The 23,271-nt window shown below is 40.3% G+C and carries 24 protein-coding genes; 22 read left to right on the top strand and 2 right to left on the bottom strand.

Translation table 11 applies throughout. From position 1 onward, the window contains the following. The 4 genes from BLT_RS0111180 to BLT_RS0111165 all read left to right on the top strand — a co-directional run bounded on the left by BLT_RS0111180 (nt 1) and on the right by BLT_RS0111165 (nt 4,270). Nucleotides 1-1,140, top strand: coding sequence for a Leu/Phe/Val dehydrogenase (locus tag BLT_RS0111180; protein ID WP_017727882.1), 1,140 nt, complete (start codon nt 1-3; stop codon nt 1,138-1,140). 194 nt (nt 1,141-1,334) lie between these two features. After that, nucleotides 1,335-2,396, top strand: a complete 1,062-nt coding sequence (locus BLT_RS0111175; protein ID WP_017727881.1) for an ABC transporter substrate-binding protein — start codon at nt 1,335-1,337, stop codon at nt 2,394-2,396. Between the two features lie 82 nt (nt 2,397-2,478). After that, a complete protein-coding gene (locus tag BLT_RS0111170; protein ID WP_017727880.1) occupies nt 2,479-3,489 on the top strand; it encodes an ABC transporter permease in 1,011 nt (336 codons plus the stop codon). Beyond that, nucleotides 3,476-4,270, top strand: coding sequence for an ABC transporter ATP-binding protein (locus BLT_RS0111165; RefSeq protein ID WP_017727879.1), 795 nt, complete (start codon nt 3,476-3,478; stop codon nt 4,268-4,270). Before BLT_RS0111170 ends, BLT_RS0111165 begins: the two co-directional genes overlap by 14 nt. Before the next feature lie 186 nt (nt 4,271-4,456). On the opposite strand, the gene paaK is transcribed toward BLT_RS0111165, so the two are convergent. Next, on the bottom strand, nt 4,457-5,791 hold the full coding sequence (paaK, locus tag BLT_RS0111160) for a phenylacetate--CoA ligase PaaK (protein WP_017727878.1): 1,335 nt from the start codon (nt 5,789-5,791) through the stop codon (nt 4,457-4,459). Nucleotides 5,792-6,217: 426 nt separating this feature from the next. On the opposite strand from paaK, the gene BLT_RS0111155 reads away from it, so the two are divergent. The 17 genes from BLT_RS0111155 (at nt 6,218) to paaX (ending at nt 21,429) form a co-directional block, all read left to right on the top strand. Next, nucleotides 6,218-7,096: a branched-chain amino acid ABC transporter permease gene (locus tag BLT_RS0111155; RefSeq protein ID WP_017727877.1), complete on the top strand. Its 879-nt coding sequence runs from the start codon at nt 6,218-6,220 to the stop codon at nt 7,094-7,096. Then, complete coding sequence (locus BLT_RS0111150) at nt 7,096-8,121, top strand: branched-chain amino acid ABC transporter permease (protein WP_017727876.1); 1,026 nt, start codon at nt 7,096-7,098, stop codon at nt 8,119-8,121. Before BLT_RS0111155 ends, BLT_RS0111150 begins: the two co-directional genes overlap by 1 nt. A gap of 12 nt (nt 8,122-8,133) precedes the next feature. Continuing rightward, nucleotides 8,134-8,916, top strand: a complete 783-nt coding sequence (locus tag BLT_RS0111145) for an ABC transporter ATP-binding protein (RefSeq protein WP_017727875.1) — start codon at nt 8,134-8,136, stop codon at nt 8,914-8,916. After that, nucleotides 8,916-9,656 carry an ABC transporter ATP-binding protein gene (locus BLT_RS0111140; RefSeq protein WP_017727874.1) on the top strand — a complete coding sequence of 247 codons (741 nt, stop codon included), beginning with the start codon at nt 8,916-8,918 and terminating at the stop codon, nt 9,654-9,656. The genes BLT_RS0111145 and BLT_RS0111140 overlap by 1 nt, the downstream gene beginning before the upstream one ends. Before the next feature lie 15 nt (nt 9,657-9,671). Further along, the gene (locus BLT_RS0111135) at nt 9,672-10,871 is read left to right on the top strand and encodes an ABC transporter substrate-binding protein (RefSeq protein WP_017727873.1); all 1,200 of its coding nucleotides are present in this window, start codon (nt 9,672-9,674) and stop codon (nt 10,869-10,871) included. Between the two features lie 267 nt (nt 10,872-11,138). After that, on the top strand, nt 11,139-12,092 hold the full coding sequence (paaA, locus tag BLT_RS0111130; protein WP_026105083.1) for a 1,2-phenylacetyl-CoA epoxidase subunit PaaA: 954 nt from the start codon (nt 11,139-11,141) through the stop codon (nt 12,090-12,092). 25 nt (nt 12,093-12,117) lie between these two features. Beyond that, the gene (gene paaB / locus BLT_RS0111125) at nt 12,118-12,480 is read left to right on the top strand and encodes a 1,2-phenylacetyl-CoA epoxidase subunit PaaB (protein WP_017727871.1); all 363 of its coding nucleotides are present in this window, start codon (nt 12,118-12,120) and stop codon (nt 12,478-12,480) included. Beyond that, the gene (gene paaC / locus BLT_RS0111120) at nt 12,477-13,301 is read left to right on the top strand and encodes a 1,2-phenylacetyl-CoA epoxidase subunit PaaC (RefSeq protein ID WP_017727870.1); all 825 of its coding nucleotides are present in this window, start codon (nt 12,477-12,479) and stop codon (nt 13,299-13,301) included. Before paaB ends, paaC begins: the two co-directional genes overlap by 4 nt. A gap of 34 nt (nt 13,302-13,335) precedes the next feature. Beyond that, nucleotides 13,336-13,836 carry a 1,2-phenylacetyl-CoA epoxidase subunit PaaD gene (gene paaD, locus BLT_RS0111115; protein WP_017727869.1) on the top strand — a complete coding sequence of 167 codons (501 nt, stop codon included), beginning with the start codon at nt 13,336-13,338 and terminating at the stop codon, nt 13,834-13,836. Nucleotides 13,837-13,857: 21 nt separating this feature from the next. Further along, nucleotides 13,858-14,163 carry an EthD family reductase gene (locus BLT_RS0111110; protein WP_017727868.1) on the top strand — a complete coding sequence of 102 codons (306 nt, stop codon included), beginning with the start codon at nt 13,858-13,860 and terminating at the stop codon, nt 14,161-14,163. After that, complete coding sequence (locus tag BLT_RS0111105; RefSeq protein ID WP_017727867.1) at nt 14,156-14,932, top strand: enoyl-CoA hydratase; 777 nt, start codon at nt 14,156-14,158, stop codon at nt 14,930-14,932. Before BLT_RS0111110 ends, BLT_RS0111105 begins: the two co-directional genes overlap by 8 nt. A gap of 9 nt (nt 14,933-14,941) precedes the next feature. After that, nucleotides 14,942-15,715, top strand: coding sequence for an enoyl-CoA hydratase-related protein (locus BLT_RS0111100; protein ID WP_017727866.1), 774 nt, complete (start codon nt 14,942-14,944; stop codon nt 15,713-15,715). Nucleotides 15,716-15,761: 46 nt separating this feature from the next. After that, complete coding sequence (locus tag BLT_RS0111095; RefSeq protein ID WP_017727865.1) at nt 15,762-17,288, top strand: aldehyde dehydrogenase family protein; 1,527 nt, start codon at nt 15,762-15,764, stop codon at nt 17,286-17,288. 252 nt (nt 17,289-17,540) lie between these two features. Continuing rightward, a complete protein-coding gene (locus BLT_RS0111090; RefSeq protein ID WP_394295511.1) occupies nt 17,541-18,368 on the top strand; it encodes a 3-hydroxyacyl-CoA dehydrogenase in 828 nt (275 codons plus the stop codon). Nucleotides 18,369-18,384: 16 nt separating this feature from the next. Then, the gene (locus BLT_RS0111085) at nt 18,385-19,602 is read left to right on the top strand and encodes an acetyl-CoA C-acyltransferase (protein WP_026105081.1); all 1,218 of its coding nucleotides are present in this window, start codon (nt 18,385-18,387) and stop codon (nt 19,600-19,602) included. A gap of 17 nt (nt 19,603-19,619) precedes the next feature. Then, nucleotides 19,620-20,396 carry an enoyl-CoA hydratase-related protein gene (locus tag BLT_RS0111080; RefSeq protein WP_017727862.1) on the top strand — a complete coding sequence of 259 codons (777 nt, stop codon included), beginning with the start codon at nt 19,620-19,622 and terminating at the stop codon, nt 20,394-20,396. A gap of 139 nt (nt 20,397-20,535) precedes the next feature. Beyond that, nucleotides 20,536-21,429, top strand: coding sequence for a phenylacetic acid degradation operon negative regulatory protein PaaX (gene paaX, locus BLT_RS0111075; protein WP_017727861.1), 894 nt, complete (start codon nt 20,536-20,538; stop codon nt 21,427-21,429). A gap of 134 nt (nt 21,430-21,563) precedes the next feature. Here the strand turns inward: paaX and BLT_RS0111070 are convergent, their stop codons facing one another. Continuing rightward, the gene (locus tag BLT_RS0111070; protein WP_017727860.1) at nt 21,564-22,082 is read right to left on the bottom strand and encodes a gamma carbonic anhydrase family protein; all 519 of its coding nucleotides are present in this window, start codon (nt 22,080-22,082) and stop codon (nt 21,564-21,566) included. A 64-nt stretch (nt 22,083-22,146) separates the two neighbouring features. On the opposite strand from BLT_RS0111070, the gene BLT_RS0111065 reads away from it, so the two are divergent. Beyond that, a complete protein-coding gene (locus BLT_RS0111065) occupies nt 22,147-23,097 on the top strand; it encodes an NAD(P)H-dependent flavin oxidoreductase (RefSeq protein ID WP_017727859.1) in 951 nt (316 codons plus the stop codon). Nucleotides 23,098-23,271 lie beyond the last annotated feature (174 nt).

Below are 23,271 nucleotides of genomic sequence, written 5' to 3'. Positions count from 1 at the left end.
ATGAGTCTATTAGAGCGTTCGATGGGTATACAAACTGAGTTATACGCTAATTTTACGGAACATGAGCAAGTGGTTTTTTGTAACGATCGACAGACAGGCCTTAAAGCAATTATTGCGATTCATGATACGACATTAGGCCCTGCGCTTGGTGGCTGTCGTATGCGACCCTATTCATCTATTGAAGAAGCAGTGAATGATGTTTTACGCCTTTCTAAAGGAATGACGTACAAATGTGCAGCGGCAGACGTTGATTTTGGTGGCGGAAAAGCGGTGATTATTGGTGACCCTGCAAAAGATAAATCGCCAGAGATGTTTCGAGCCTTTGGACGGTTTGTTGATTCTTTGAATGGACGCTTTTATACCGGCACCGATATGGGGACGACGATGAATGATTTTATTTATGCGTCAAAAGAAACCAATTGCATTGTTGGTGTTCCCGAAGCGTACGGAGGAAGTGGAGATTCTTCCATCCCAACTGCACAAGGCGTTATCTATGGACTGAAAGCGACAAATAATGTTCTATTTGGAGATGAGACGTTAACGAATCGAACATATGCCATTCAAGGATTAGGTAAAGTTGGTTACAAGGTCGCAGAGCGGCTAGCAATGGAGGGTGCTGAAATCTATGTAACTGATATTGATGAAACCGTCCTTCAGAAAATAAAAGAGAGAGGGAATGAGTTAGGTACTAAGGTAAACGTTGTTACGAATAAAGAGATCTATCGTGTAAAAGCTGATATTTATATTCCATGTGCTTTTGGTGGAGTCATTAATGACGAGACAATTGAACAATTTGAAATAAAAGCGATTGTCGGTTCAGCGAATAATCAATTGTCCTATGAAAAAATGGCGGAAAGACTTCAAGAAAAAGGGATCCTTTATGCACCTGATTATATTGTGAATAGCGGTGGGCTTATCCAAGTAGCTGACGAATTATATGGACCTAATAAAGAGCGTATCATCGCTAAGACAAAATCGATTTACACGTCATTGTTAGAGGTATTTGAAAAATCGGTAAGCGAACAAATGACAACGGTTGAAGCGGCAAACCGTCTATGTAAAAAAAGACTTGAAGATCGTGCAAGACTAAATCGTTTTTTCCTACAAAGTCGAAGACCTAAATGGGATATTCGCAGATAAATCGTACGGGATTTTTTATAAAACTTTTTCTTAGTGCCTAAAATTTTTACAAAAAATGTATCTAGTCTTGCTCTACCACATTAACTTAAGGTGGCGAGAGTAAGAGGCTTAACCTGATTAGTTAGTTCACCCCCTTTTCAATATAAAATGTAAGCGCTTTAAATTCAAAAAAATTTTAAGTAGGAGGAAAAGGAATGAACAAAAAGTGGGTTGCAATGATTGGGGCATTACTAATTAGTGTACTTGTTTTAGCGGCATGTGGAGCAGAAGATACGAATGCTCCAGAGGAAAATGCAGAACCTCAAGGTGAAGACCAAGCCGAGCAATCAGACGGGGATCAAGCAGTAGCAGAAAAATCTGAACAAATTCGTATTGGCGCAACCCAAATTGTCGAGCATCCATCATTAGATGCCGCATATGAAGGCTTCAAAGATGCACTAGCAAGCAATGGTTTTGTTGAAGGAGAGAATGTTACCTACGACTTTCAAAATGCTCAAGGTGATCAAAACAATGCAAACACGATTGCAACCAATTTTGTCGGTAACAATGTTGATCTGATTTTTGCTAACTCTACTCCAAGTGCACTAGCCGCATTAAATGCTACAAAGGAGATTCCAATTGTATTCACGTCCGTAACTGACGCAGTCGGGGCTGGACTAGTAACATCACTGGATGAACCAGGTGAAAACATTACGGGAGTCCTTGATCTACATCCTGAAGCAATTGAAATGACCGTGGAATTTATCGAGACCAACTTTCCGAATGCAAGGGTTGGAACCATTTATAATTCAGGTGAACAAAATTCTGTGGCTCAAATTGAGTCGTTAGAAGCGGCAATTGAAGGAGCGGATTTAACTTTAGTTACAAGAAGTGTTTCTACATCGGCCGAAGTGCAACAGGCAGCCACAACACTTGTTGGTGATATTGATGTCTTTTATATTGTCACGGATAATACGGTTGTATCTGCGATTGAAACCGTTGCTTCAGTAGGAAATGATCATAGCATCCCATTAATTGTTGGAGAGCCTGATTCATTAAAGCGTGGTGCGTTTGCATCCTTTGGGATTGATTATTTCACGATTGGCCACCGTGCAGGGGAAATGGCAGCTGAGATTCTGAAAGGTGATAAAACAAATGCGGACATCCCTGTAGAAATTCCACCCAATATGCAGCTTCTCATCAATCGAAGTTCCGCAGAGGCTCAAGGTGTAACATGGAACGATGAATGGGATACCTCGGCTGAGCTTGTAGAGTAAGGGTGAAGGTAGCTTATGCGCTTCTGCTGCAAATGCTTGTAGAAGCGCATAACTGATTTACTATGAAAGGATTTGATGGCTCGTGATCATTTCAATATTTGGTTCGGTTGAATCTGGAGTCATTTACGCTTTAATGGCATTAGGGGTTTTTCTTTCTTTTCGAATCTTAGATTTTCCTGATTTAACGGTTGATGGCAGCTTTGTTACAGGAGCTGCAGTTGCCTCACTCTTTATTATTAATGGGTACTCCCCGGTTATGGCGACGATTGCTGCCATTATTGCTGGCTTTTTAGCGGGATGTGTGACGGGAATGATTCATACAAAAGGAAAGATCAATCCGTTACTATCTGGAATTCTGATGATGATTGCTCTCTATTCGATTAATTTACGTATTATGGGACGACCAAATCTTCCGCTATTAAACGAAGAAACGCTGTTTACACAATTAACGGTATTCTGGCAAGGATTGGGGTTTGATTCGTTTTTTAATCCGATCCTCAGTTTTTTCGGTGCTACTCACTTTCCAAGAACCTGGGCGATTCTCATATTTATGATTGTTGTAACAGTGTTAATTAAGCTATTGACTGACTACTTCTTAAAAACAGAAATCGGCTTGGCCATACGCGCTACAGGTGACAATAAGCGAATGATTCGAAGTTTTTCAGCGAATACCGATTGGTTAATCATTTTAGGACTCGGTATATCAAATGGTCTTGTTGCCTTATCTGGTGCATTAATCGCCCAGTATGGAGGGTTTGCTGATGTTGGGATGGGAATAGGAATGATCATTATCGGCTTAGCTTCTGTGATTATTGGCGAAGCGTTATTTGGAACAAAGACAATAGCTCGCACAACACTTGCAGTCATCGGTGGTGCGATAATTTATCGCATGGTTGTCACATTAGCATTACGAGCGGAATTTCTTGAAACTGGTGACATGAAACTTATTACAGCTATCATTGTTATTGCAGCGTTAGTGACTCCTAAAATTCTAGATTCACAGCGAGAAAGAAAAAGACGTGTACGTAAGCGAGCGGAAAAATTAGCGTATGAAAGCACTGGCGAAGGAGGTAAGCATCGTGCTACATCTTAAAAATATTAGTATCACATTCAACGAAGGTACGCCTGACGAAAAAAAAGCGTTACAGGATATTAACTTAACTCTCGTACCAGGAGACTTCCTGACTGTAATTGGCAGTAATGGTGCAGGGAAATCAACGATGATGAATGCCATTTCAGGGTCTTTAATGGTTGATGTAGGTGATGTCATAGTTGATAACAAACACGTCACACATCTCCCTGAATACAAACGTGCAGCTCTCATTGGCCGTGTGTTTCAAGATCCAATGGCGGGGACGGCTCCAAGCATGACAATCGAAGAGAATTTAGCGATGGCTTACTCGCGAAATAAGAAGCGAACCCTACGTATTGGTGTAAATAAAAAAAGGCGTGATCTATTTCGAGAATACCTAGAAACGTTAAATTTAGGGCTTGAAGATCGCTTTACCGCAAAGGTTGGCTTGCTTTCTGGAGGCGAGCGTCAAGCATTATCACTACTAATGGCAACGTTCACAGAACCAAAAATATTATTATTGGATGAACATACAGCAGCTCTTGACCCCGCTCGAGCAGAATTAATTACAAAGCTTACAGGTGAAATTGTTTCAAAATTTAAACTTACCTCCTTAATGGTTACCCACAACATGCAGCAAGCTTTAGATTTAGGAAATCGATTAATCATGATGGATAAGGGACAAATTATTTTTAATGTTAGTGGAAAAGAGAAGCAGCGTCTTACGATCGAAAAACTTCTTCAGGAGTTCCAGAGAATTCGCGGCAAGCAGATGGAAAGTGATCGAGCGGTTTTAAATTAATGTCTTGCACTTTAACGGGGTAAATGGATAAATGCTGAATGAGATAAAGAAGAGCACAGCTTACGGGTTCAACCGTGTACTGTGCTCTTTTATCTATGAATGGAGGGTGAGATTCAGATCAAGATGATGAAACAAACCAATCCTTTCGTTCAGTTAATCTGACCAAGCTATTCATAACTCTTTCTATTATTTAACCGGACTTGCTTCTTTTCTTTTATCTACGATTCGTACCGCTTTTCCTTCAGAACGTGGGATCGATTTTGGTTGATTGATCACGATATCCATCGATACTAAACATTGTGTTTTCATCACATGCTGAATGCTCTTTTTTAAAATGGCTACTGCATCATGGTTTAAATCTTGCTTTAAAATGTTTTCAAAAAACTCTTGTTTCATTTCTACATGGAGTTCAACATTATCCATCGTACCTTTTTTTGTTAAATGAATTTGATAGTGTGGAACTAAATCGGCAATTTGCAAAAGAGACCGCTCGATTTCAGATGGAAAGATGTTGACGCCACGAATGATCAGCATATCATCAATGCGGCCTTTCACTCTGGACATTCTCGTCGTTGTTCGGCCACAAAAGCACTTTTCTCTTGTAATCGATGCAATGTCTCCTGTACGGTAGCGAATAATTGGAAGCGCTTCCTTCGTTAAGCTCGTAAAAACAAGTTCACCATTTTCCCCTTCAGGAACTGGTTGTAAGGTCTCTGGATCGATCACTTCTACAAAGAAATGGTCGTCAGCAATATGGAGACCATCCTGTGCTTCGTGGCATTCTACGGAAACGCCCGGTCCTAAAACTTCACTTAATCCATAAATATCAACAGCTTTAATTCCTAGCTTTTCCTCAAGTGTTTTACGCATTTCTTCTGACCAAGGTTCTGCACCGAAAATGCCATATTCAACACTGATCTCTTCAGGGTTAAGACCCATTTCCTCCATTTTTTCAGCGATATTCAAGATATAAGACGGTGTTCCAGCAATGACTTTCGGTTTAAAGTCTTGAATTAAGCAAATCTGGCGTTCTGTATTACCTCCAGAAATGGGCACTGTGGTACAGCCTAGTTTTTCTGAGCCATAGTGTAAACCAAGTCCTCCGGTAAATAATCCATACCCATAAGCATTGTGAAAAATATCTCCCTTAGAACCGCCAGCGGCAGAAATGGCCCTTGCAATCAACTCAGCCCACATCTCAATGTCATTTTTCGTATAACCAACAATGGTTGGCTTTCCGCTCGTACCGGATGATCCGTGAATTCGAACAATTTCACTTTGGTCCACAGCAAATAAACCAAAAGGATAATTCTCTCGCAGATGATGTTTCTTTGTGAAAGGGAGCTTTTGAATGTCCTCTAATGATTGAATCGACTGAGGAGAGACCTGTGAAGCTGTTAGTTGCTCTCGGTAAAAAGGAACATTGTTAAAGACGTGCTCTACCGTCTTTTGCAAGCGCTTTAATTGTATCTGTTGAAGCTCCGTTTGTGAGGATGTTTCAACCTCATTATAAATGCCCATTGTCATGACCTCCTAGAAAGATAGTAAACAAACCAAAACAACCAGAGTGAATAAATCACATTATCCAATGACGTTAAATATACGGATTTTAAATTATACGTTATATTAAATCCTAATATGAGGCTGGTTTATTGTCAATATAAATCAGAAAAATTAAATTTATAAGAATTATACAACGATTTTGGTATTCAAAATAATCTTTTTAAAAGGAGTGAAATGACTACTATTATCACTATTTTACTCTTTTATTTAAAATGCGAGTGTGATGATTGAAAATTCTTATCTTAATTTATCATACCATAAAATTTTAAATTTTCTTACAAGTGATTGACAAGTATGTTTGAAACCGCTAACATTCGAATTATTAAAGAAACGAAAAAATAACGTTATATAATATATCGTTATTAAAAAGAGGAGGAAGTCTGGATGGGGGATTTACTACAATTTTCTGTAACTGGGCTGACGATTGGGAGCATTTATGCCATCGTTGCACTGGGCTTCGTAACGATTTACAGCGTAACAAAAGTCATTAATTTGGCTCAAGGCGAATTTGTCATGCTCGGTGGTATGATCATGTTTTCATTTGTTAGCGCAGGATTACCTTATTGGCTTAGCTTTATTTCTACGATTATCATTGTTATGATATTAGGTTGGATTATGGAAGCGACCATGATCCAAAGAGCAAAAGGAGCAGATGCTCTTAGTTTAATTATTTTGACGATCGGGGCAGCCATATTTATACGCGGAATTGCGAGTATGATTTGGGGAAAAGACCAGGTGAGAGTATCTCCTTTCACATCTAACGAACCAATTGATATTGCTGGAGCGGCGATTACACCTCAAAGCATTTGGATTGTTTTAATCATGCTTCTCGTTGTTGGTCTTTTATATTATCTCATTGATCGCACAATTGTAGGTAAGGCTTTCCAAGCATGTTCAGTAAATCCAATTGCAGCAAGATTAATGGGTATCAGCCCGAAAAAGATGTCATCTTTTTCTTTTACATTAAGCGCAGCACTTGGTGCTCTTGCCGGTTTGGCGATTGCTCCGATTATGTTTCCGGCCTATGATATGGGAATTATGCTTGGCGTGAAAGGGTTCTCAGCTGCTATTTTAGGTGGTTTGGGTAGTGCTCCGGGTGCAGTGCTTGGGGGGGTAATCATCGGTTTGCTTGAATCCTTTAGTGCTGGTTACATTAGTTCAGGGTTGAAAGATGCGATTGCATTTTCAGTGATTCTAGTACTTTTACTTATTCGCCCAAGTGGGATTTTAGGTGAGAAAAACATCGGAAAAGGAGGGTTATGATGAGGTTAAAGGGGGTTCAACAAACGAATTGGCTCGGTGTCGGTGTGTTTTTACTCATTGTCTTTGTCTTTCCTCTCGTTGTTACGACATCGTATTATCTGACGCAGGCAACCTTTGCTGGGATTTATATTATCGTGGCAATTGGTTTGGGCTTGTTAATGGGCTATGCTGGTCAAATTTCTTTAGGGCAAGCCGCCTTTTATGGGCTAGGAGCCTATACAACAGCAATCTTAACAACAACCTATGGCATGAGTCCATGGCTGAGTCTTCTATTCTCGTTACTTGTTCCTGCGTTACTAGCGTTTGTCATGGGTTATACAATGTCAAGGCTGAGTGGATATTACCTTGCAATGGCGACGCTTGCTTTAGGCATTATTGTTCATTCTGTATTAGTTGAATGGAGGGATATGACAAGAGGGGCAACAGGTTTTTTTGGGATTCCCCAAATTAATTTGTTTGGAACAACGTTAACACAAGGGATTGGTTATTATTACTTTGTTTGGTTTTTCGTCCTTCTTATTATTGTGATCTCTTTGAATATTGTGCATTCACGTGTTGGTCGCGCATTGCGTTCGATTCATGATAGTGAAATTGCTGCAAGTTCAATGGGTGTAAATACGGGTAAGTACAAAATGCAAATTTTTATTTTAAGTGCGATGTTTGCAGGGTTAGCAGGATGGCTGTTTGCCCATATGTCTTATAGTATTTCTCCTGGATCGTTCACGTTAGACGCTTCGATCATCTTTTTGACGATGGTTGTGCTTGGTGGGAGTGGTTCTGTCTGGGGTGCCGTTGTCGGTGTGATATTAATTCGTTTAATCAGCATCACCGTTCATGAATTAGGTGAACAATTTTCTTTTATTACAAGTGATTTTGAACATGTCATCTACGGGTTGATTTTAATGCTTGTTATTATCTTTATGCCAAGGGGCCTTTTTCCTTCAATGATAAATACATTTCACAGCAAGCGCACAACAAAGAAATTTAAAAGTGCGAAGGGAAGTACGATCAATCAAAGTGAATAGAAGGTGATAAGCATGTTACAAGTGAAAAATGTTACGAAGAAATTTGGTGGTGTTGTTGCCAACAGCGATGTCACTTTTTCATTTGAAAAAGGTCAAATTGTCGGTTTGATTGGGCCGAATGGTGCAGGCAAAAGCACGATGTTTAATATGATTTCATCAATTTTCCCTCCCACATCGGGAACGATTACGTTTGGTGAGGAGCGGATTGATGAGCTCCCAACCTATCAAATTGCCCCATTAGGGATTTCTAGGACCTTTCAAAATCTGCAAGTTTTTAAAAATATGACGGTTTTAGAAAATGTCATGATCGGTCAACATATTCAGACAAAAACAGGAATCATTCAAGCTGCATTTCGATCTCCTCGTGCGAAAAAAGAAGAAAAGCTGATGTATGACGCAGCGATGGAGCAACTAGAATTTGTAGGGATTGGTGACATTTATGATCACAAAGCAGGAAGTCTATCTCTAGGGAGGCTCCGGCTACTAGAGTTAGCGCGAGCGCTGGCTATGAACCCACAGTTACTATTACTAGATGAAATTGCGGCTGGCTTAAATCACAAAGAAACAAAAGAAATGAGTGCTCTTATTGAAAAAATAAAAAACAAGGGTGTAACAGTGTTTGTCGTGGAGCACGACATGGACTTAGTAATGAGTATTTGTGACAAAATCATTGTCCTTGATCAAGGTGTGAAGATTGCCGAAGGAACGCCAAAAGAAATACAAAGCAATGAGAAAGTTATCACCGCTTATTTAGGCGCTGATATAGAGAATGATTCACAAGGGGAGGGAGCGTGATGAAAGAAGAGACGATCATAGAAATTGACAACCTATCTGTGAGCTATGGTCCGATTCAAGCTTTAGACGGTGTATCTCTGCATGTAAACAAGGGGGAGATTGTTGCCTTATTAGGAGCAAATGGTGCGGGGAAAACGACACTACTACAAACCGTATCTGGGCTAATTAAACCGACGAAAGGAGACCTCAAGTATCTAAATGAAAGGATCACGGGGCTGGAAGCTGAACAAATTGTAAAAAAACATTTAGTGCATGTTCCTGAACATCGTCAAGTTTTTTCAACGCTTACAGTATTAGATAATCTCTATTTAGGCTCCTTTCATCACTATAAGAAATCAGGCAAAAACGAAGTTGAGAATGATATCAAAAAAGTATTTGAATTATTCCCAATATTAAATGAACGAAAAAGTCAATTGGCTGGAACGCTATCCGGTGGGCAACAACAAATGCTTGCGATTGCAAGGGGGGTGATGGCTAAGCCAGAGCTACTGCTTCTTGATGAGCCGACACTAGGTTTAGCACCGATAGTTGCGAAGGAAGTCCTAGAACTTGTAAGCGAACTTCGGAAGGAATTTGGCACCACCGTTTTACTTATTGAACAAAATGTTGTCTCTTCATTAAAAATCGCAGACAGAGGTTACGTCATTTCCCATGGAGAGATTGTCAAATCAGGTATGGCAAATGTGTTGCTTAAAGACAAAGAAATTAAAGAAGCATATTTAGGACAAACCGTCCATTAAAAGGAGGAAATAAAATTGAAAAAATCATACGTTTTATCATTTATATTACTATTAATGCTATCATTGTTAGTCGCTTGTGGTGGAAGTGAAGAATCTGGAGGAGAAGCTAGTGGTGGAAATGGTGATAATGAAGAAGTGACAGAATACAAGATTGGAGCTATTTATTCGAAAACCGGACCGAATAGTCCGTTAGGAGAACCTGAATGGAACGCAACAAAATTAGTTGAAGAGAAAATTAATGCAGAGGGCGGCATCAATGGTGTGCCGATTCGCGTCATATTAGCGGACGATGAATCGACACAAGAAAAGGCGACGCAAGAAATGAATCGTTTAATCAATGATGAGAATGTTTTGGCCGTACTTGGTTCTTCTGGAAGTGGAGAAAGCTTAGCGATGAAGGGGATTGCAACACAGCAAGAAGTTCCAGTCGTCTCTGCTGGGGCAAGCATGCACATTGTTGAACCAGTTGAAGAATCTCACTGGATCTTTAAAACACCGCACTCCGACGTTCACGCTGTTCAACGGATCTATATGTACTTAAATGACCAAAGAATTAGTCGAATTGGTACGTTGGTTGATTCGAATGCATTCGGTACAAGTGGTCTTGAACAACTTGAGGCATTAGCAGGAGAGTACGGGATTGAGATTGTGTCAAAAGAAAGCTACAACACTCAAGATCCAGATATGAGTGCACAAGTGACAAGAATTAATAGTGCTGATGCGGAAGCGATTGTTGTTTGGGGGACAAATCCTGGTCCAGCAGTAATTGCGACAAATATTCGCGACTTAGGTGTGGATTTACCAATGATCGGTAGTCATGGGATTGCAAACCAAAGTTTCATCGATTTAGCAGACAGTGCTGCAGAGAATGTTGTTATCCCAACAGGTAAATTATTATTCCCAGATCAAATCCCTGAAGAAGATGTTCAATACGATGTCATTTCTCAATTTTATAATGAATACATTGAAGTATTTGGAAGTGAGCCTACAAACTTTGGCTCTTATGGATATGACAATATCATGCTCGTGGTCGAAGCGCTTCGTGCCGGTGCAACAGACCGGGCTTCGATTCGCGATTACCTAGAAAATGAAGTCACAGATTGGATAGGAGCAACAGGGGTGTTCAACTTTTCGGCTGAAGATCATAATGGTTTGCAGCCAGACAGCATGGTTATGGCGATAGTGAAAGACGGAGAATGGACGTTATTAGAATAAACACAATAGCTGTGTATGAGTGAAAAAGCCGTTTTATTTATTGGAACGGCTTTTATATATTACAAAATAATATAATTTCGTAAAATATTCGGTATATTAAAGGAGGTTGGTTGAAAGAGTGATAGTAAGACTTCCGTCTACAAACCGCTTAAATAAATTAAGGAATTAAATGATTAAGGCTTGCTAAGTGTATTACTATATAATATAATTACGTTATAAAAACGTTATATAAAAAATAAGGAGGTATGAAGAGTGGCTGTTGATGCAATGGACAAAAATCCTCTTGAACATGCAAGGTATATACAATTTATGGAGAGAATCCATTCGGGTGAAAAAATTGAAGCCAATGATTGGATGCCTGTTGATTATCGTATGGCGTTAATAAAGTTAATTTCGATGCATGGAATCAGTGAAATTATGGGTGCCCTCCCTGAGAAAGAATGGACACCAAAAGCGCCTTCTTTACACAGAAAACTAGGAATTATGGCAAAGGTTCAAGACGAAATGGGTCATGGTCAATTACTCCTACGGGTTGCAGAAGATTTGATGAAACCGTTAGGGAAAAATCGCGAAGACTTACTGGAAGACTTGTTGAATGGAGATTTAAAATTTCACAATGTTTTTCATATGGAAACAAAAACCTGGGCTGATGCAGGGATCGTTGGCTGGTTGGTTGATGGTGCAGCGATCATTACACAAACAAATATGTTGGATGCCTCCTATGCACCCTATGCACGTGCGTTAAAGCGGATTGCCGCTGAAGAAGTTTTCCATGCTCAGCATGGTGAAGCCATTATCATGGCCCTTGCCGATGGAACGGATGAACAAAAAGCATTAATTCAGGATGCACTCAATCGCTGGTGGCCAGCTCTTCTGATGTTTTTTGGGCCAGCAACGGCCTCAACAACCGGTTCCTCGAAACAAGATATTATGACTAAATATCGAATCCGCAAAAACTCGAATGAAGAGTTAAGACAATATTTCTTCACAAAGTATTTGCCAAGGGTTTGGTCACTAGGGTTGACGATTCCTGATGAGACTCTTCGCTATGATGAGGAAACAGAAACATGGATCTATCAGCAGCCAGATTGGAATGAGTTTAAAAAAATCATTTCAAATAACGGACCGAAATCAAAAGAACGTTTGCGTTTGCGGAAAATCTCTCATGAAAACAATGCGTGGGTAAGAGAAGCATTAGGTTCAAGAAGTACAGCAATTTAAATTAGAAAGGAAAGTAGGGAGAAAGATGGGAACAAACCGTGAAAAGATTGATCACTTTTATGATGAGTATGTCGTGTTCAGTCGTAAAACCCCTACTGCTCATATGCTTGAACAATATTCATTGTTAGCGCCGAATTCGGAGATGGCCTTAATAATGGCTCAAGAGAACTTTTTGAGACGTGAAGAGGTTTGCGATTTATGGGTAGTAAAACGGTCTGATATTCAAGCCATACAACCAGAAGAAAAAGAGTTGTTAACCCGCTTAGACAATAAAGAATATCGAGAAACGAAGGGATACGGGTACCTTCGAAAAAAATGGCGTGAAAAAGAACAAGGAATGCTTGATGAAAAAGAGATCTTTTCATGGGCAAAGGGGGTTAAGAAATGATTGTAAAATCAGCTGAAGAGCTTCAACAACTTCCTGAATACAAAGAAGTCCTTCTCGACCTTCTTTTACAACTAGGGGATGATGATTTTATTCTTTCGTTTCGCGGCTCAGAATGGTTAGGCCTTTGTCCGCATATTGAGGAAGATGTTGCCTATTCGTCAATCACCCAAAATACGATGGGGCATGCCACCATGTATTACAAATTGATTGAAGAAATCGGCGAAGGGTCTGCTGACGAATTGGCTCATGCCAGAACGGAAGGGCAAAGAAAAAATGCAATTATTTTAGAAGAAGCAAATGGAGAAGGCTCTTATTTAGATGAACCAAAGTATGACTGGGCATTTGCTGTTGTGCGTAATTATTTGTACGAAGTGGCGAAAAAAATTCGTCTTGATTCCTTAAAACAGTCTTCATACGTACCGTTAGCGAATGTAGCTCGAAGTGTTAGTAGGGAGCAATACTATCATATCAAGCATTGGGAGATTTGGTTCAAACAATTACTAACAAGCACACCAGAAGCTCGAGGAAAAATGGAAACACAAATTGAACGTATTTGGAAAGATTTTGGCGGTGTGCTTTCACTAGGACCCAATGCAGACAAAATGAAAGATCTTCAGTTAATTGCTGGGGAGAAGGAATTAAGCGAAAAATGGCTTGCTATGATTGAAAGCGCTTTTGAAGAGGTGGGCTTACAACTACCAACCTCAAATCCTGGGTTAGAAGCTGGAAATGGAAGAGAAGGTACTCACACTGAGCACCTGACAACAGCTCTTGCCACACTTTCAGAAGTATATAACATGGATCGAGCAGCAGCTTGGTAAGTCATTATTGCTAAGCTAAAGTGAGGTGAATGGTGTGCAAGGAAATAATGAGCGATTGAAAGCTGAGATTACAATGGCGCTTCATGAAGTAAAGGATCCTGAAATTCCCTCAGTAAGTGTTGTTGAACTTGGTATGCTCCATGATATTGTTATAAATGTTCAAAATATTCACATCAAAATGTTACCGACATTTGTTGGTTGCCCAGCTTTAGATATTATAAGTCGGGATATCAAGAAGGCAATTACTGAAAAGATTGCTTGGGTACAAGAGGTAGACATCACGTTCGTATTTGACGAGAGCTGGACGACCGAACGAATTAGTGAGGAAGGCCGTCAAAAATTAAAAGAGTATGGCATTGCCCCTCCACCATTGAAATACAAAGAAAGCGACCCGTGGCATGTTGACTGCCCTTATTGTGGATCAACGTATACAACGATGGAAAACATTTTTGGTCCTGCAGCTTGCAGAAGTATTTTATATTGCCGTTCTTGTAAAAATCCGTTTGAAGCAATGAAGCCCGTTTCATCATTATAAAAAAGAAGGGATGTATGTAAAATGGTAAAACTAATGGCATTGTATAAGCAACCTGAGGATCAAGCGGCGTTTGATGAGCATTATTTTAATGTCCATGTACCGATCACAACGAAAATTCCAGGTCTTCGTAAAATGGAAGTGACAAAAATTGTTGGTTCGCCGATGGGAAAAACAGGTTACTATCTCCTTTGCGAAATGTATTATGACAGTCATGAAGCGTTGAAAGCAGCGATGAAAACAGAAGAATCAAAAGCATCGGGAAAAGATTTAATGAGTTTCGCTGGAGATCTAGTGACTTTACTTATTGGTGAAGAAGTGAATGAGTAATTACAATTTCATTCAGCTTCGGGTCGAGGAAGCAGTTGGGATCATCGAGCTTTATCGATCTGAAGTCTTGAATGCATTGAATCGTAAAATGGTTGATGAGATTGTTGAAGCGTTAGAATCCTATGACCGAAATGAGAGGATTCGTACTATCGTTATCACAGGGAATGAAAAAGCTTTCGCTGCAGGGGCCGATATTGAGGAAATGGCCAATGATGATCCTGTTACGCTAGAAAAACTGAATCAATTTGCGGTTTGGGACAAAATCGCTCTTGTTAGAAAACCAATCATCGCGGCTGTGAATGGCTATGCATTGGGTGGTGGCTTTGAGTTGGTTTTAAACTGCGATATCATAATTGCTTCCGAAAAAGCGATGTTTGGTTTTCCAGAAGTGAACATTGGTGCGATGCCTGGAGCAGGTGGAACACAGCGTCTAACGAAAGTAATAGGAAAAACGAAAGCGCTTGAATGGCTCTGGTTAGGTGAGACTATGAGCGCAAAAGAAGCGTACCAACTTGGCGTAATCAATCGTTTGGTTGCACCTGAAATTGTTTTTGAAGAAGCAATGAAATTTGCCAAGCGTTTGTCAAAGCAAGCACCACTCTCTTTAAAGCTTATTAAAGAGGCTGTCAATAAAGCGGTTGATTCCTCTCTTCAGGATGGATTGCAACTAGAACGAAAAAATTTCTATCTACTATTTGGTTCAAAGGATCAAAAAGAAGGGATGAAGGCATTTATTGAAAAACGCCAGCCGAATTTCACTGGAGAGTAAGGAGGGCTTATGGACGAAACGATTCTTTATGAAGTGAAAAAGAATGTGGCGTGGATCACGCTTAACAGACCAGACAAATTAAATGCATTTACAGAAGGAATGAACAAAGAAATCATGGAAGCGCTACGTTTGGTAGAAAGAGACCAAGAGGTACGTTGTATTGTGATAACGGGAGCAGGTCGGGCATTTTGTTCCGGTGAAGATCTAGCCAGTGTTGATGAACATACGGATCATGCTGAATTTTTACGAAAGCGCTACAACCCAATGATTGAAAAATTGGCAGCGATTGAAAAACCAATTGTGGCCGGGGTGAATGGTGTTGCTGCTGGTGCAGGAATGAGCCTTGCCCTTGCTTGTGACTTTAGGCTTGCTTCTGACAAAGCTCGTTTCATTGAAGCGTTTATTCACATTGGCTTAATTCCTGATTCTGGTAGTCTCTATTATCTCCCGAAGGTTGTCGGACACGCAAAAGCACTGGAACTGGCGATACTTGGTGAGAAGATCGATGCAAAAGAAGCGGAAAGTCTGGGCTTAGTGACAAAATGCGTATCGATAGAAAACTTTGAATCAGAATTGCAGATCTTTGCTGAAAAACTAGCAGCTTTACCAACAAAGGCAGTGGGTTTAATCAAACGATACCTCTATGAAAGTTGGTCGAGATCACTTCCTGAAATGCTAGAAAAGGAAGCGTACGGACAACGGATCGCAGGTTTAACGGCGGATCACCAAGAGGGAATCCAGTCTTTTCTTGAAAAACGCAGCCCCGTTTTTACTGGACAATAGCATTGCTTAAAATCGTGAACACTCATTATAAAGGAGAGGGTAAGGGATGGCGAAATCAACAAGTAAAAGAAAACCATTAATGGAAGCAATGGACATGAAACGTGACGTCTATCAAATGGTCATCAATGGAGACCGTGTAGATAGTTCGACAAAAGAAACGTTCACAACGTATAACCCAGCAACAGGTGAACCATTGGCTCAAGTAGCAAAAGCTTCAAAGGAAGATGCTGAGCGTGCCGTACAGGCTGCTAAACAGGCATTTGACCACGGGAAATGGCGTCATTTTCCTGTTAGCAAGCGTTCGCGCGTGTTAAATAAAATTGCTTCGATTATGAGGTCACGCTTTAATGAGCTCGTTGAATTAGAAGTATTGAATAGTGGCAAGTCCCTATCTGCTGCACAAGGCCAAGTAATGCAATCGATCGAGGATTTCGAATTTTATGCCGGGGCCATTGTTGGTCATCGCGGGACGGTGAACAATGTGCCCAGTGGATTTTTTAACTATTCTCAGAATGAGCCGGTTGGTGTGTGTGCGCAAATTATTCCGTGGAATTATCCAATGATGATGGCAGCATGGAAAATTGCCCCTGCGATTGCTGCTGGTTGTTCAGTTGTCATCAAGCCTGCAAGTTTAACACCACTTACAGCGATTGTCTTAACAGAAATTTGCCATGAAGCAGGTGTTCCTGAAGGTGTTGTTAACATTTTACCTGGACCTGGTGCTTTAATCGGCGATTATTTAGTCGAACATCCAGATGTTGATAAAGTTGCTTTTACGGGTTCTACCCCGACAGGGAAGGATATCATGCAAAAAGCGTCACAGACCTTAAAACGGTTGACCCTTGAGTTAGGTGGAAAGTCACCAAATATCATTTTTGATGATGCAGATATTGAAGGTGCTGTAGCGGGCTCTTTATTTGGCATCTTTTATAATACCGGTCAGTCTTGTGAAGCGCGTTCTCGGTTGTATATCCATGAAAGCATTTACGATGAGTTTATGGAGAAATTTGTTGAAAAGACAAAGCAATTAAAACTTGGTGATCCTTTAGATAAAGAGACGCATCTTGGCTCGATCATTAGCCGTGGTCAGTTAGAAGTCATTGACTCTTATGTTCAATCAGCCATTGAAGAGGGTGCCACCGTTGTTGAAGGTGGAAAAAGGCTTGAGATTGAGGGCTTTGAAAACGGTCATTGGTACGCGCCTACCATTATTACAGATGTGACGCCAGACATGAAAGTTGTCAAAGAGGAGATTTTTGGGCCTGTTGTTGTGGTGCAAACATTCAACGATGAACAAGAAGTGATCAAGCAAGCCAATGATTCAGAGTATGGGCTGGGCTCTGCCATTTGGACAAAGGATCAAGGGCGAGCAAAAAGAGTGGCGGATCTAATTCAAGCAGGGATTGTGATGATTAATTGTCCATTCTCAGCATTTCCAGGAACGCCATTTGGTGGCTATAAGCAATCCGGCTTTGGCCGCGAATTATGTATTGAAACATTGGATCTCTACACAGAACAAAAAAGTGTTCTTTCTTACTATGGTAGTCGCCCAATTAATCCGTTCGGCGTCTAATAAATCTTTAAGCGAGCTAACTCCCATTTGGGGTTATGCTCGTCTTCTCTATAGAGGGAAAAAATGAGCGATTGCTCTTTCTACGGTTGAAAACAAGTTCGTCAGGTGTGCTGTGAAATGTAAGTGAAGGGGGTTGAGCGGAAGGACATTTTTGCTTCCCAAACTTGTACTGGAACTCCGTCCCCTATTTAGAGAAGAAAAATGAGGTGAGCGTCATTGATCAAAACAGTTACTGTTATTGGGTCTGGAGTAATGGGCCGAGGGATTGCTTATGTTGCAGCTGTTGGCGGCTATCAAGTAACACTTGTGGATATTAGTGAATCAGCGATTGAAAGTGCGAAAAAAGAAATTGAAAAGATTTTGTCAAAAGCGATTGAAAGAAAGAAACTAAAGGCTGAAGAGGTTGGAGGAGTAAGAGCATCATTAACCTATCACACGGATATCGCTCAGTCAGTCGAACGTGCGAATCTTGTCATTGAGGCAGTGCCAGAAAAACAAACTTTAAAAAAGTCTGTATTTGAAACGATGGATGCCTGTGCACCGTCAGATTGTTTTTTTGCCACAAACACTTCTACAATGAGTCCAACTGAAATGGGATCTTATACAAATCGACCAGAAAAAGTCATTGCAATGCATTTTTTTAACCCTGTTCATAAAATGCCATTGGTTGAAATCGTTCGCGGCTTAGAAACCAATGACGAGACCGTGAACATCGTCCAAGAAGTTGCAACAAATATGGGCAAGGAGACCGTAGTTGTGAATGAATTTCCCGGTTTTGTCACGAGCAGAATTAGCGCAATGGTAGGTAATGAAGCATTTTATATGCTCCAAGAAGGAGTTGGCAGCCCAGAAGAAATTGATAAGGCAATAAAGCTAGGGCTGAATTATCCAATGGGCCCTTTTGAGTTAGGTGACTTAGTTGGCTTAGATGCTAGGTTAAATAATTTAAAATATTTACATGAAAAATTAGGTGAAAAGTTTAGACCTTGTCCCCTTTTAGAGAAATATGTGAAGGCTGGGCGTCTTGGTCGAAAAACAGGCAAAGGAGTTTATGATTACACAGACGCTACTAAATCGTGAAGGGAGAAAGGCAATGTTGAAAGAGGTAGTTATCATTGATGCTGTAAGAACGCCAATTGGACGATATAAAGGCGGTTTAAAAACCGTTCGACCAGACGATCTGGGAAGCATTGTCATTAAAGCATTGATGGATCGGAACTCAGAAGTGAATCCAAAAGAAATTGAAGAGGTTATTTTTGGGAATGCAAACGGAGCAGGTGAAGATAATCGAAATGTTGCGAGAATGTCTGCATTGTTGGCAGGGCTTCCTGTTGAGGTTGGTGCAACGACGATCAATCGCTTATGCGGATCAGGCTTGGATGCTGTAACTTATGCGGCCCGCGCGATTGCCGTTGGTCAAGGGGATATTTTCATTGCTGGTGGCACGGAAAGCATGACACGCGCCCCACTTGTGACAGCAAAGCCAGAAGCAGAATTTCCTCGGGGAGAAGTGCGTCTGTATGATACAACGATTGGCTGGAGGTTTATCAACCCTTTAATTGAAGAAAAATATGGCGTCGATTCCATGCCGCAAACGGCTGAAAATGTAGCTGAACAGTTTAAGATTAGCAGGGAAGACCAAGATCGCTTTGCGTATCAGAGTCAACAACGAGCAAAAATTGCCATGGAGGAAGGGCGCTTTGCTGATGAAATTGTCCCTGTGACGATAAAAGACAAAAAAGGGAATCTAACGATCATTGATAAAGATGAACATCCAAGACCTGACACAAGCCTTGAAAAACTAGGAAAGCTCAACCCCTTATTCAATGGAGGAACGGTAACAGCAGGGAATGCATCAGGTGTGAATGATGGGGCATCTGCCTTGCTACTTATGAGTGCAGAGAAAGCAAAAGAGCTTGGTCTCAAACCGTTAGTTCATTATGTTACATCTGCTGTTGCCGGGCTTGAACCACGCATTATGGGAATCGGTCCGATCTTTGCAACTAGAAAAGCTTTAAAACGGGCCAACTTGGAAATCAAAGATATTGGCTTGATTGAATTAAATGAAGCCTTTGCCTCCCAGTCTCTCGAATGTATAAAGCAACTGGATTTAAAAGAAGAAAAGGTTAATGTAAACGGGGGAGCGATTGCCTTCGGTCATCCACTAGGTGCGAGCGGTGCGCGAATTTTAACGACATTAATCCATGAAATGAAAAAAAGAAATGTAGAAAACGGTCTTGCTACAATGTGCATTGGCGTCGGACAAGGGATTGCCACAATCGTTAAAAATGTTGATGTATCTTCTGAATCATAACAAAAGGAGGTGAATGTATGAACACAATTATTTATGAAGAAAAAAATCAAATCGCTTATGTCACCATCAATCGACCTGAGGCATTAAATTGTTTCGATTATAATACATTAGTGGAATTACGTAGTGTCGTTGAAAACATTTATTTAAATAAAAATATACGAGTCGTCATTGTGACAGGAGCAGGCGAAAAAGCATTTAGTGCTGGAGCAGATTTAAAAGAGCGCAAACGCTTAAATGAGTCACTGGTCAAACGAAATGTGAAAGCGATTCGCGATGTATTCACCTCAATTGAAAGCCTACCTCAGCCAACGATTGCCGCCATTAATGGCTATGCCTTTGGAGGAGGTTTTGAATTAGCATTGGCTTGTGATTTTCGAATTGCTGTACCTGAAGCGCAGATGGGATTAACAGAAGTGAGCTGGGCGATCATTCCAGGTGCCGGGGGTACGCAGCGTTTACCACGGTTAATTGGTTCAGCTAAGGCACTGGAGCTCATTTTAACAGCAAAGAAAATCAAAGCTGATGAAGCATTGCTACTAGGTATCTTAAACGCAGTCACCGACAAAGATAGGTTGCTAGAGTCTTGTGAACTGCTGGCCGGTCAAATGACACAGCACGGCCCTTTAGCGATTCAACAAGCAAAATATGCTGTACAAAAAGGAATGAGTGTTGATTTACAGACAGGGCTGGCGATTGAAGCGAAAGCATATGAAGTGATCATTCCAACAAAAGATCGCTTAGAAGCGTTAGAGGCCTTTGCTGAAAAAAGACAACCAAGCTTTAAAGGGGAATAATTTAATGGATTTTGCAATTTTTTGAGCAATTGCTATAATAATTAGATAAAATTCGATTGAAAGGGCTAGCAGCATCAGCCCTTTTGTTACCTTATAAGACAAAAGAGAAAGTACCTTTGATTTAAGGCTGGGATATGATATGGAAAAATCTATGAACACGCGCTCGATGATTTTTACGCTTTTTGGAGACTACATTCGACATTACGGAAATGAAATATGGATCGGTAGCTTAATTAGCTTATTGCAGGAGTTTGGCCATAATGAGCAATCGGTCAGAGCGGCCATTTCAAGAATGAACAAGCAAGGCTGGATTCAAGCAAAAAAGCAAGGAAACAAAAGCTTTTATACGTTAACAGAAAGAGGGAAAGCGAGAATTGAAGAAGCGGCAGAACGAATTTTTAAATTAAAGCCTCATACTTGGGATGGCAAATGGAGAATTTTAATGTATAACATCCCTGAAAACAAACGAAACATCCGCGATGAGCTGCGGCAAGAACTGATCTGGAGTGGGTTTGGCTCTCTTTCAAACAGTTGCTGGTTATCACCGAATGCCTTAGAAAACCAAGTCAATGATATGATTGACAAATATGAAGTGAAAGACTACGTAAATTTTTTTATTTCAGATTACTACGGACCGAACGAGCAATATTCTTTAATCGAAAAATGCTGGAACCTTGAAGAAATTAATGAAAAATATGAGCATTTTATGCGTGAATACAGTCAAAAGTATGTGATCGCAAAAAATAAAATCGATAAAGGTGAAATGACGGATGGTCAATGTTTTGTGGAGCGAACCATTTTAGTTCACGAATATCGTAAATTTTTATTCGTTGACCCAGGCTTACCAGGGGAACTGTTACCGGAAAAATGGTTGGGTGATTCTGCAGCCTCACTTTTTTCTGATTACTATGTGACATTGGCGGAGCGAGCTAGTCGATTCTTTGAGCAAATTTTTAAAGAAGGAAACGAAAAAGTAAAGGTAAGCAAAGATTACGACATGTTAAGCCATCCGCTAATGGTAGATAGTGAATAATTAATTTGTGTTCTGAGTTGTTTTCGTTTTAATGAAGACAACTCTTTTTTCATTCGTATGGAAGTTGGAGTCAAGGTTTGAGAAGGCAGAAAAGATGACCCCGTCATTGCTGGAGTCACCACTGTCGAAAATCTTTAACGTTTTCCTAGCTCTTTTAAAAATTCTTGACCTTTGTCACGATAACTATCAATTGTTAAGCGAATCATAGCAAGATCATCGTCATTTAATTCACGGATAACTTTTCCTGGTGAGCCCATGACCATCGTCCTAGGTGGAATTTTTTTACCAGGAGGGATTAATGTGTTTGCACCAATAAATGCAGACTCCCCAATTTCTGCCCCGTCTAAGATGGTTGCTCCCATCCCGACTAAAGCCCCTGTACGAATCACGCAACCATGGAGAATGACATTATGTCCAATGGATACTTCATCTTCTAAAATAAGTGGATACTCTTCATAATTGTGCAAAGTGGAGTTATCTTGGACATTGCAGCGATCACCAATCGAAATCGGTGCCTCATCACCGCGGATCACAGTATTAAACCAAATGCTTGATTCTTCACCGATTTTCACATCACCAATAACATGAACACCAGGAGCAATAAACGCTCTTTCTTTAACAATTGGATACTTTCCTTTATACGGATAAAACATACTAGACCTCCTTTACTGAGTGCGATAAAATAAGTATAACATTTTTTAAACGAGAGGTGTTATTTTGAATATACTTTGTCGAAAATTATCATTAGATGTACCAATTTTTCAAGGTGGAATGGGAAATATTAGTCATGCCCAGTTAACTGGGGCGATCTCAGCAGCAGGTGCGCTTGGAACGATTGGGGCTGGGACGATGAAACCTCAGGAATTAGAGAAAATCATCCTAGAGGTTAAAAAAATGACAGATAAACCTTTTTGTTTAAACATACCGATTGCCGTGCAGCCTTATTTGAATGAGATTTTTGAACTTGTATTTAAACATCATATCCCTGTGGTTTCCTTGTCTGCTGGGAATCCTAAACCTTTTATTCCTACCTTTCAAGCAAGTGGTGTGAAAGTCATTTGTGTTGTTGCTTCTGTAAAGCAAGCGATAAAAGCAGAAAGTGCAGGTGCAGATGTACTAGTAGCAGAAGGATATGAAGCTGCTGGCATCAATTCTAATGATGAAACAACAACACTAACGCTGATTCCACAAATCGTCAAAGCAGTGAAGATTCCTGTTGTAGCAGCAGGTGGGATTGCTGACGGAAGCGGTTTTTTAGCGATGCTCGCTCTTGGTGCTGAGGGTGTACAAATGGGCACACGTTTTATTGCTACAAAGGAAGCAATGGTTCATGATGAATATAAGCAGTCGATTTTAAGGGCGGATGATACGGCTACAGTCATTGTTGGACGATCAATTGGACGAGTACGCCGCATTTTAAAGAACGATTATGCAAAAAAGCTCCTTGAACTTGAGAAAAGCGGAACAACAGCTGATGTATTTAATCACTATACAGATGAAACTAGGCATATTGTTGGTGCGATTAAAGGAAAGCTAGAGGAGGGCCATGTGAATAGTGGACAAATTGCAGGATTAATTGATGATCTTCCATCGGTTTCTGTTTTGATAAATCGGATGATGAAAGAAGCCAGAAGCATTAATGAAGTCCTTCACAAAAAATTAAGCTAATCCGAAAGAACTTGTGCTGATTTCTAAAGTGCAAGTTTTTTTATGGTGGAATAAGGTAAGACACGTAGGTTGCTTATATTATAGTTTGTTTTGAATTTTTTGATTATTTATTTGATTTGAAAATAAATAATATGTTATATTACGTTTATATAACGTTATGCGTATTAATTATTA

It is taken from the genome of Halalkalibacterium ligniniphilum, from assembly GCF_000334155.1.
In the GTDB taxonomy this organism is placed as follows: Bacteria; Bacillota; Bacilli; order Bacillales; family Bacillaceae_D; genus Halalkalibacterium; species Halalkalibacterium ligniniphilum.
Note: the sequence above shows the minus strand (reverse complement) of the source record. Positions and strands in the feature narration are given on the sequence as shown.

Coding starts and splice junctions, on each gene's coding strand:
- BLT_RS0111110 (WP_017727868.1), top strand. CDS start 13,858: ATGGTAAAACTAATGGCATTGTATAAGCAACCTGAGGATCAAGCGGCG.
- paaC (WP_017727870.1), top strand. CDS start 12,477: ATGATTGTAAAATCAGCTGAAGAGCTTCAACAACTTCCTGAATACAAA.
- BLT_RS0111150 (WP_017727876.1), top strand. CDS start 7,096: ATGAGGTTAAAGGGGGTTCAACAAACGAATTGGCTCGGTGTCGGTGTG.
- paaX (WP_017727861.1), top strand. CDS start 20,536: ATGGAAAAATCTATGAACACGCGCTCGATGATTTTTACGCTTTTTGGA.
- BLT_RS0111140 (WP_017727874.1), top strand. CDS start 8,916: ATGAAAGAAGAGACGATCATAGAAATTGACAACCTATCTGTGAGCTAT.
- BLT_RS0111145 (WP_017727875.1), top strand. CDS start 8,134: ATGTTACAAGTGAAAAATGTTACGAAGAAATTTGGTGGTGTTGTTGCC.
- BLT_RS0111175 (WP_017727881.1), top strand. CDS start 1,335: ATGAACAAAAAGTGGGTTGCAATGATTGGGGCATTACTAATTAGTGTA.
- paaB (WP_017727871.1), top strand. CDS start 12,118: ATGGGAACAAACCGTGAAAAGATTGATCACTTTTATGATGAGTATGTC.
- paaK (WP_017727878.1), bottom strand. CDS start 5,791: ATGGGCATTTATAATGAGGTTGAAACATCCTCACAAACGGAGCTTCAA.
- BLT_RS0111155 (WP_017727877.1), top strand. CDS start 6,218: ATGGGGGATTTACTACAATTTTCTGTAACTGGGCTGACGATTGGGAGC.
- BLT_RS0111080 (WP_017727862.1), top strand. CDS start 19,620: ATGAACACAATTATTTATGAAGAAAAAAATCAAATCGCTTATGTCACC.
- BLT_RS0111070 (WP_017727860.1), bottom strand. CDS start 22,082: ATGTTTTATCCGTATAAAGGAAAGTATCCAATTGTTAAAGAAAGAGCG.
- BLT_RS0111095 (WP_017727865.1), top strand. CDS start 15,762: ATGGCGAAATCAACAAGTAAAAGAAAACCATTAATGGAAGCAATGGAC.
- paaA (WP_026105083.1), top strand. CDS start 11,139: ATGGACAAAAATCCTCTTGAACATGCAAGGTATATACAATTTATGGAG.
- BLT_RS0111180 (WP_017727882.1), top strand. CDS start 1: ATGAGTCTATTAGAGCGTTCGATGGGTATACAAACTGAGTTATACGCT.
- BLT_RS0111090 (WP_394295511.1), top strand. CDS start 17,541: ATGGGCCGAGGGATTGCTTATGTTGCAGCTGTTGGCGGCTATCAAGTA.
- BLT_RS0111105 (WP_017727867.1), top strand. CDS start 14,156: ATGAGTAATTACAATTTCATTCAGCTTCGGGTCGAGGAAGCAGTTGGG.
- BLT_RS0111100 (WP_017727866.1), top strand. CDS start 14,942: ATGGACGAAACGATTCTTTATGAAGTGAAAAAGAATGTGGCGTGGATC.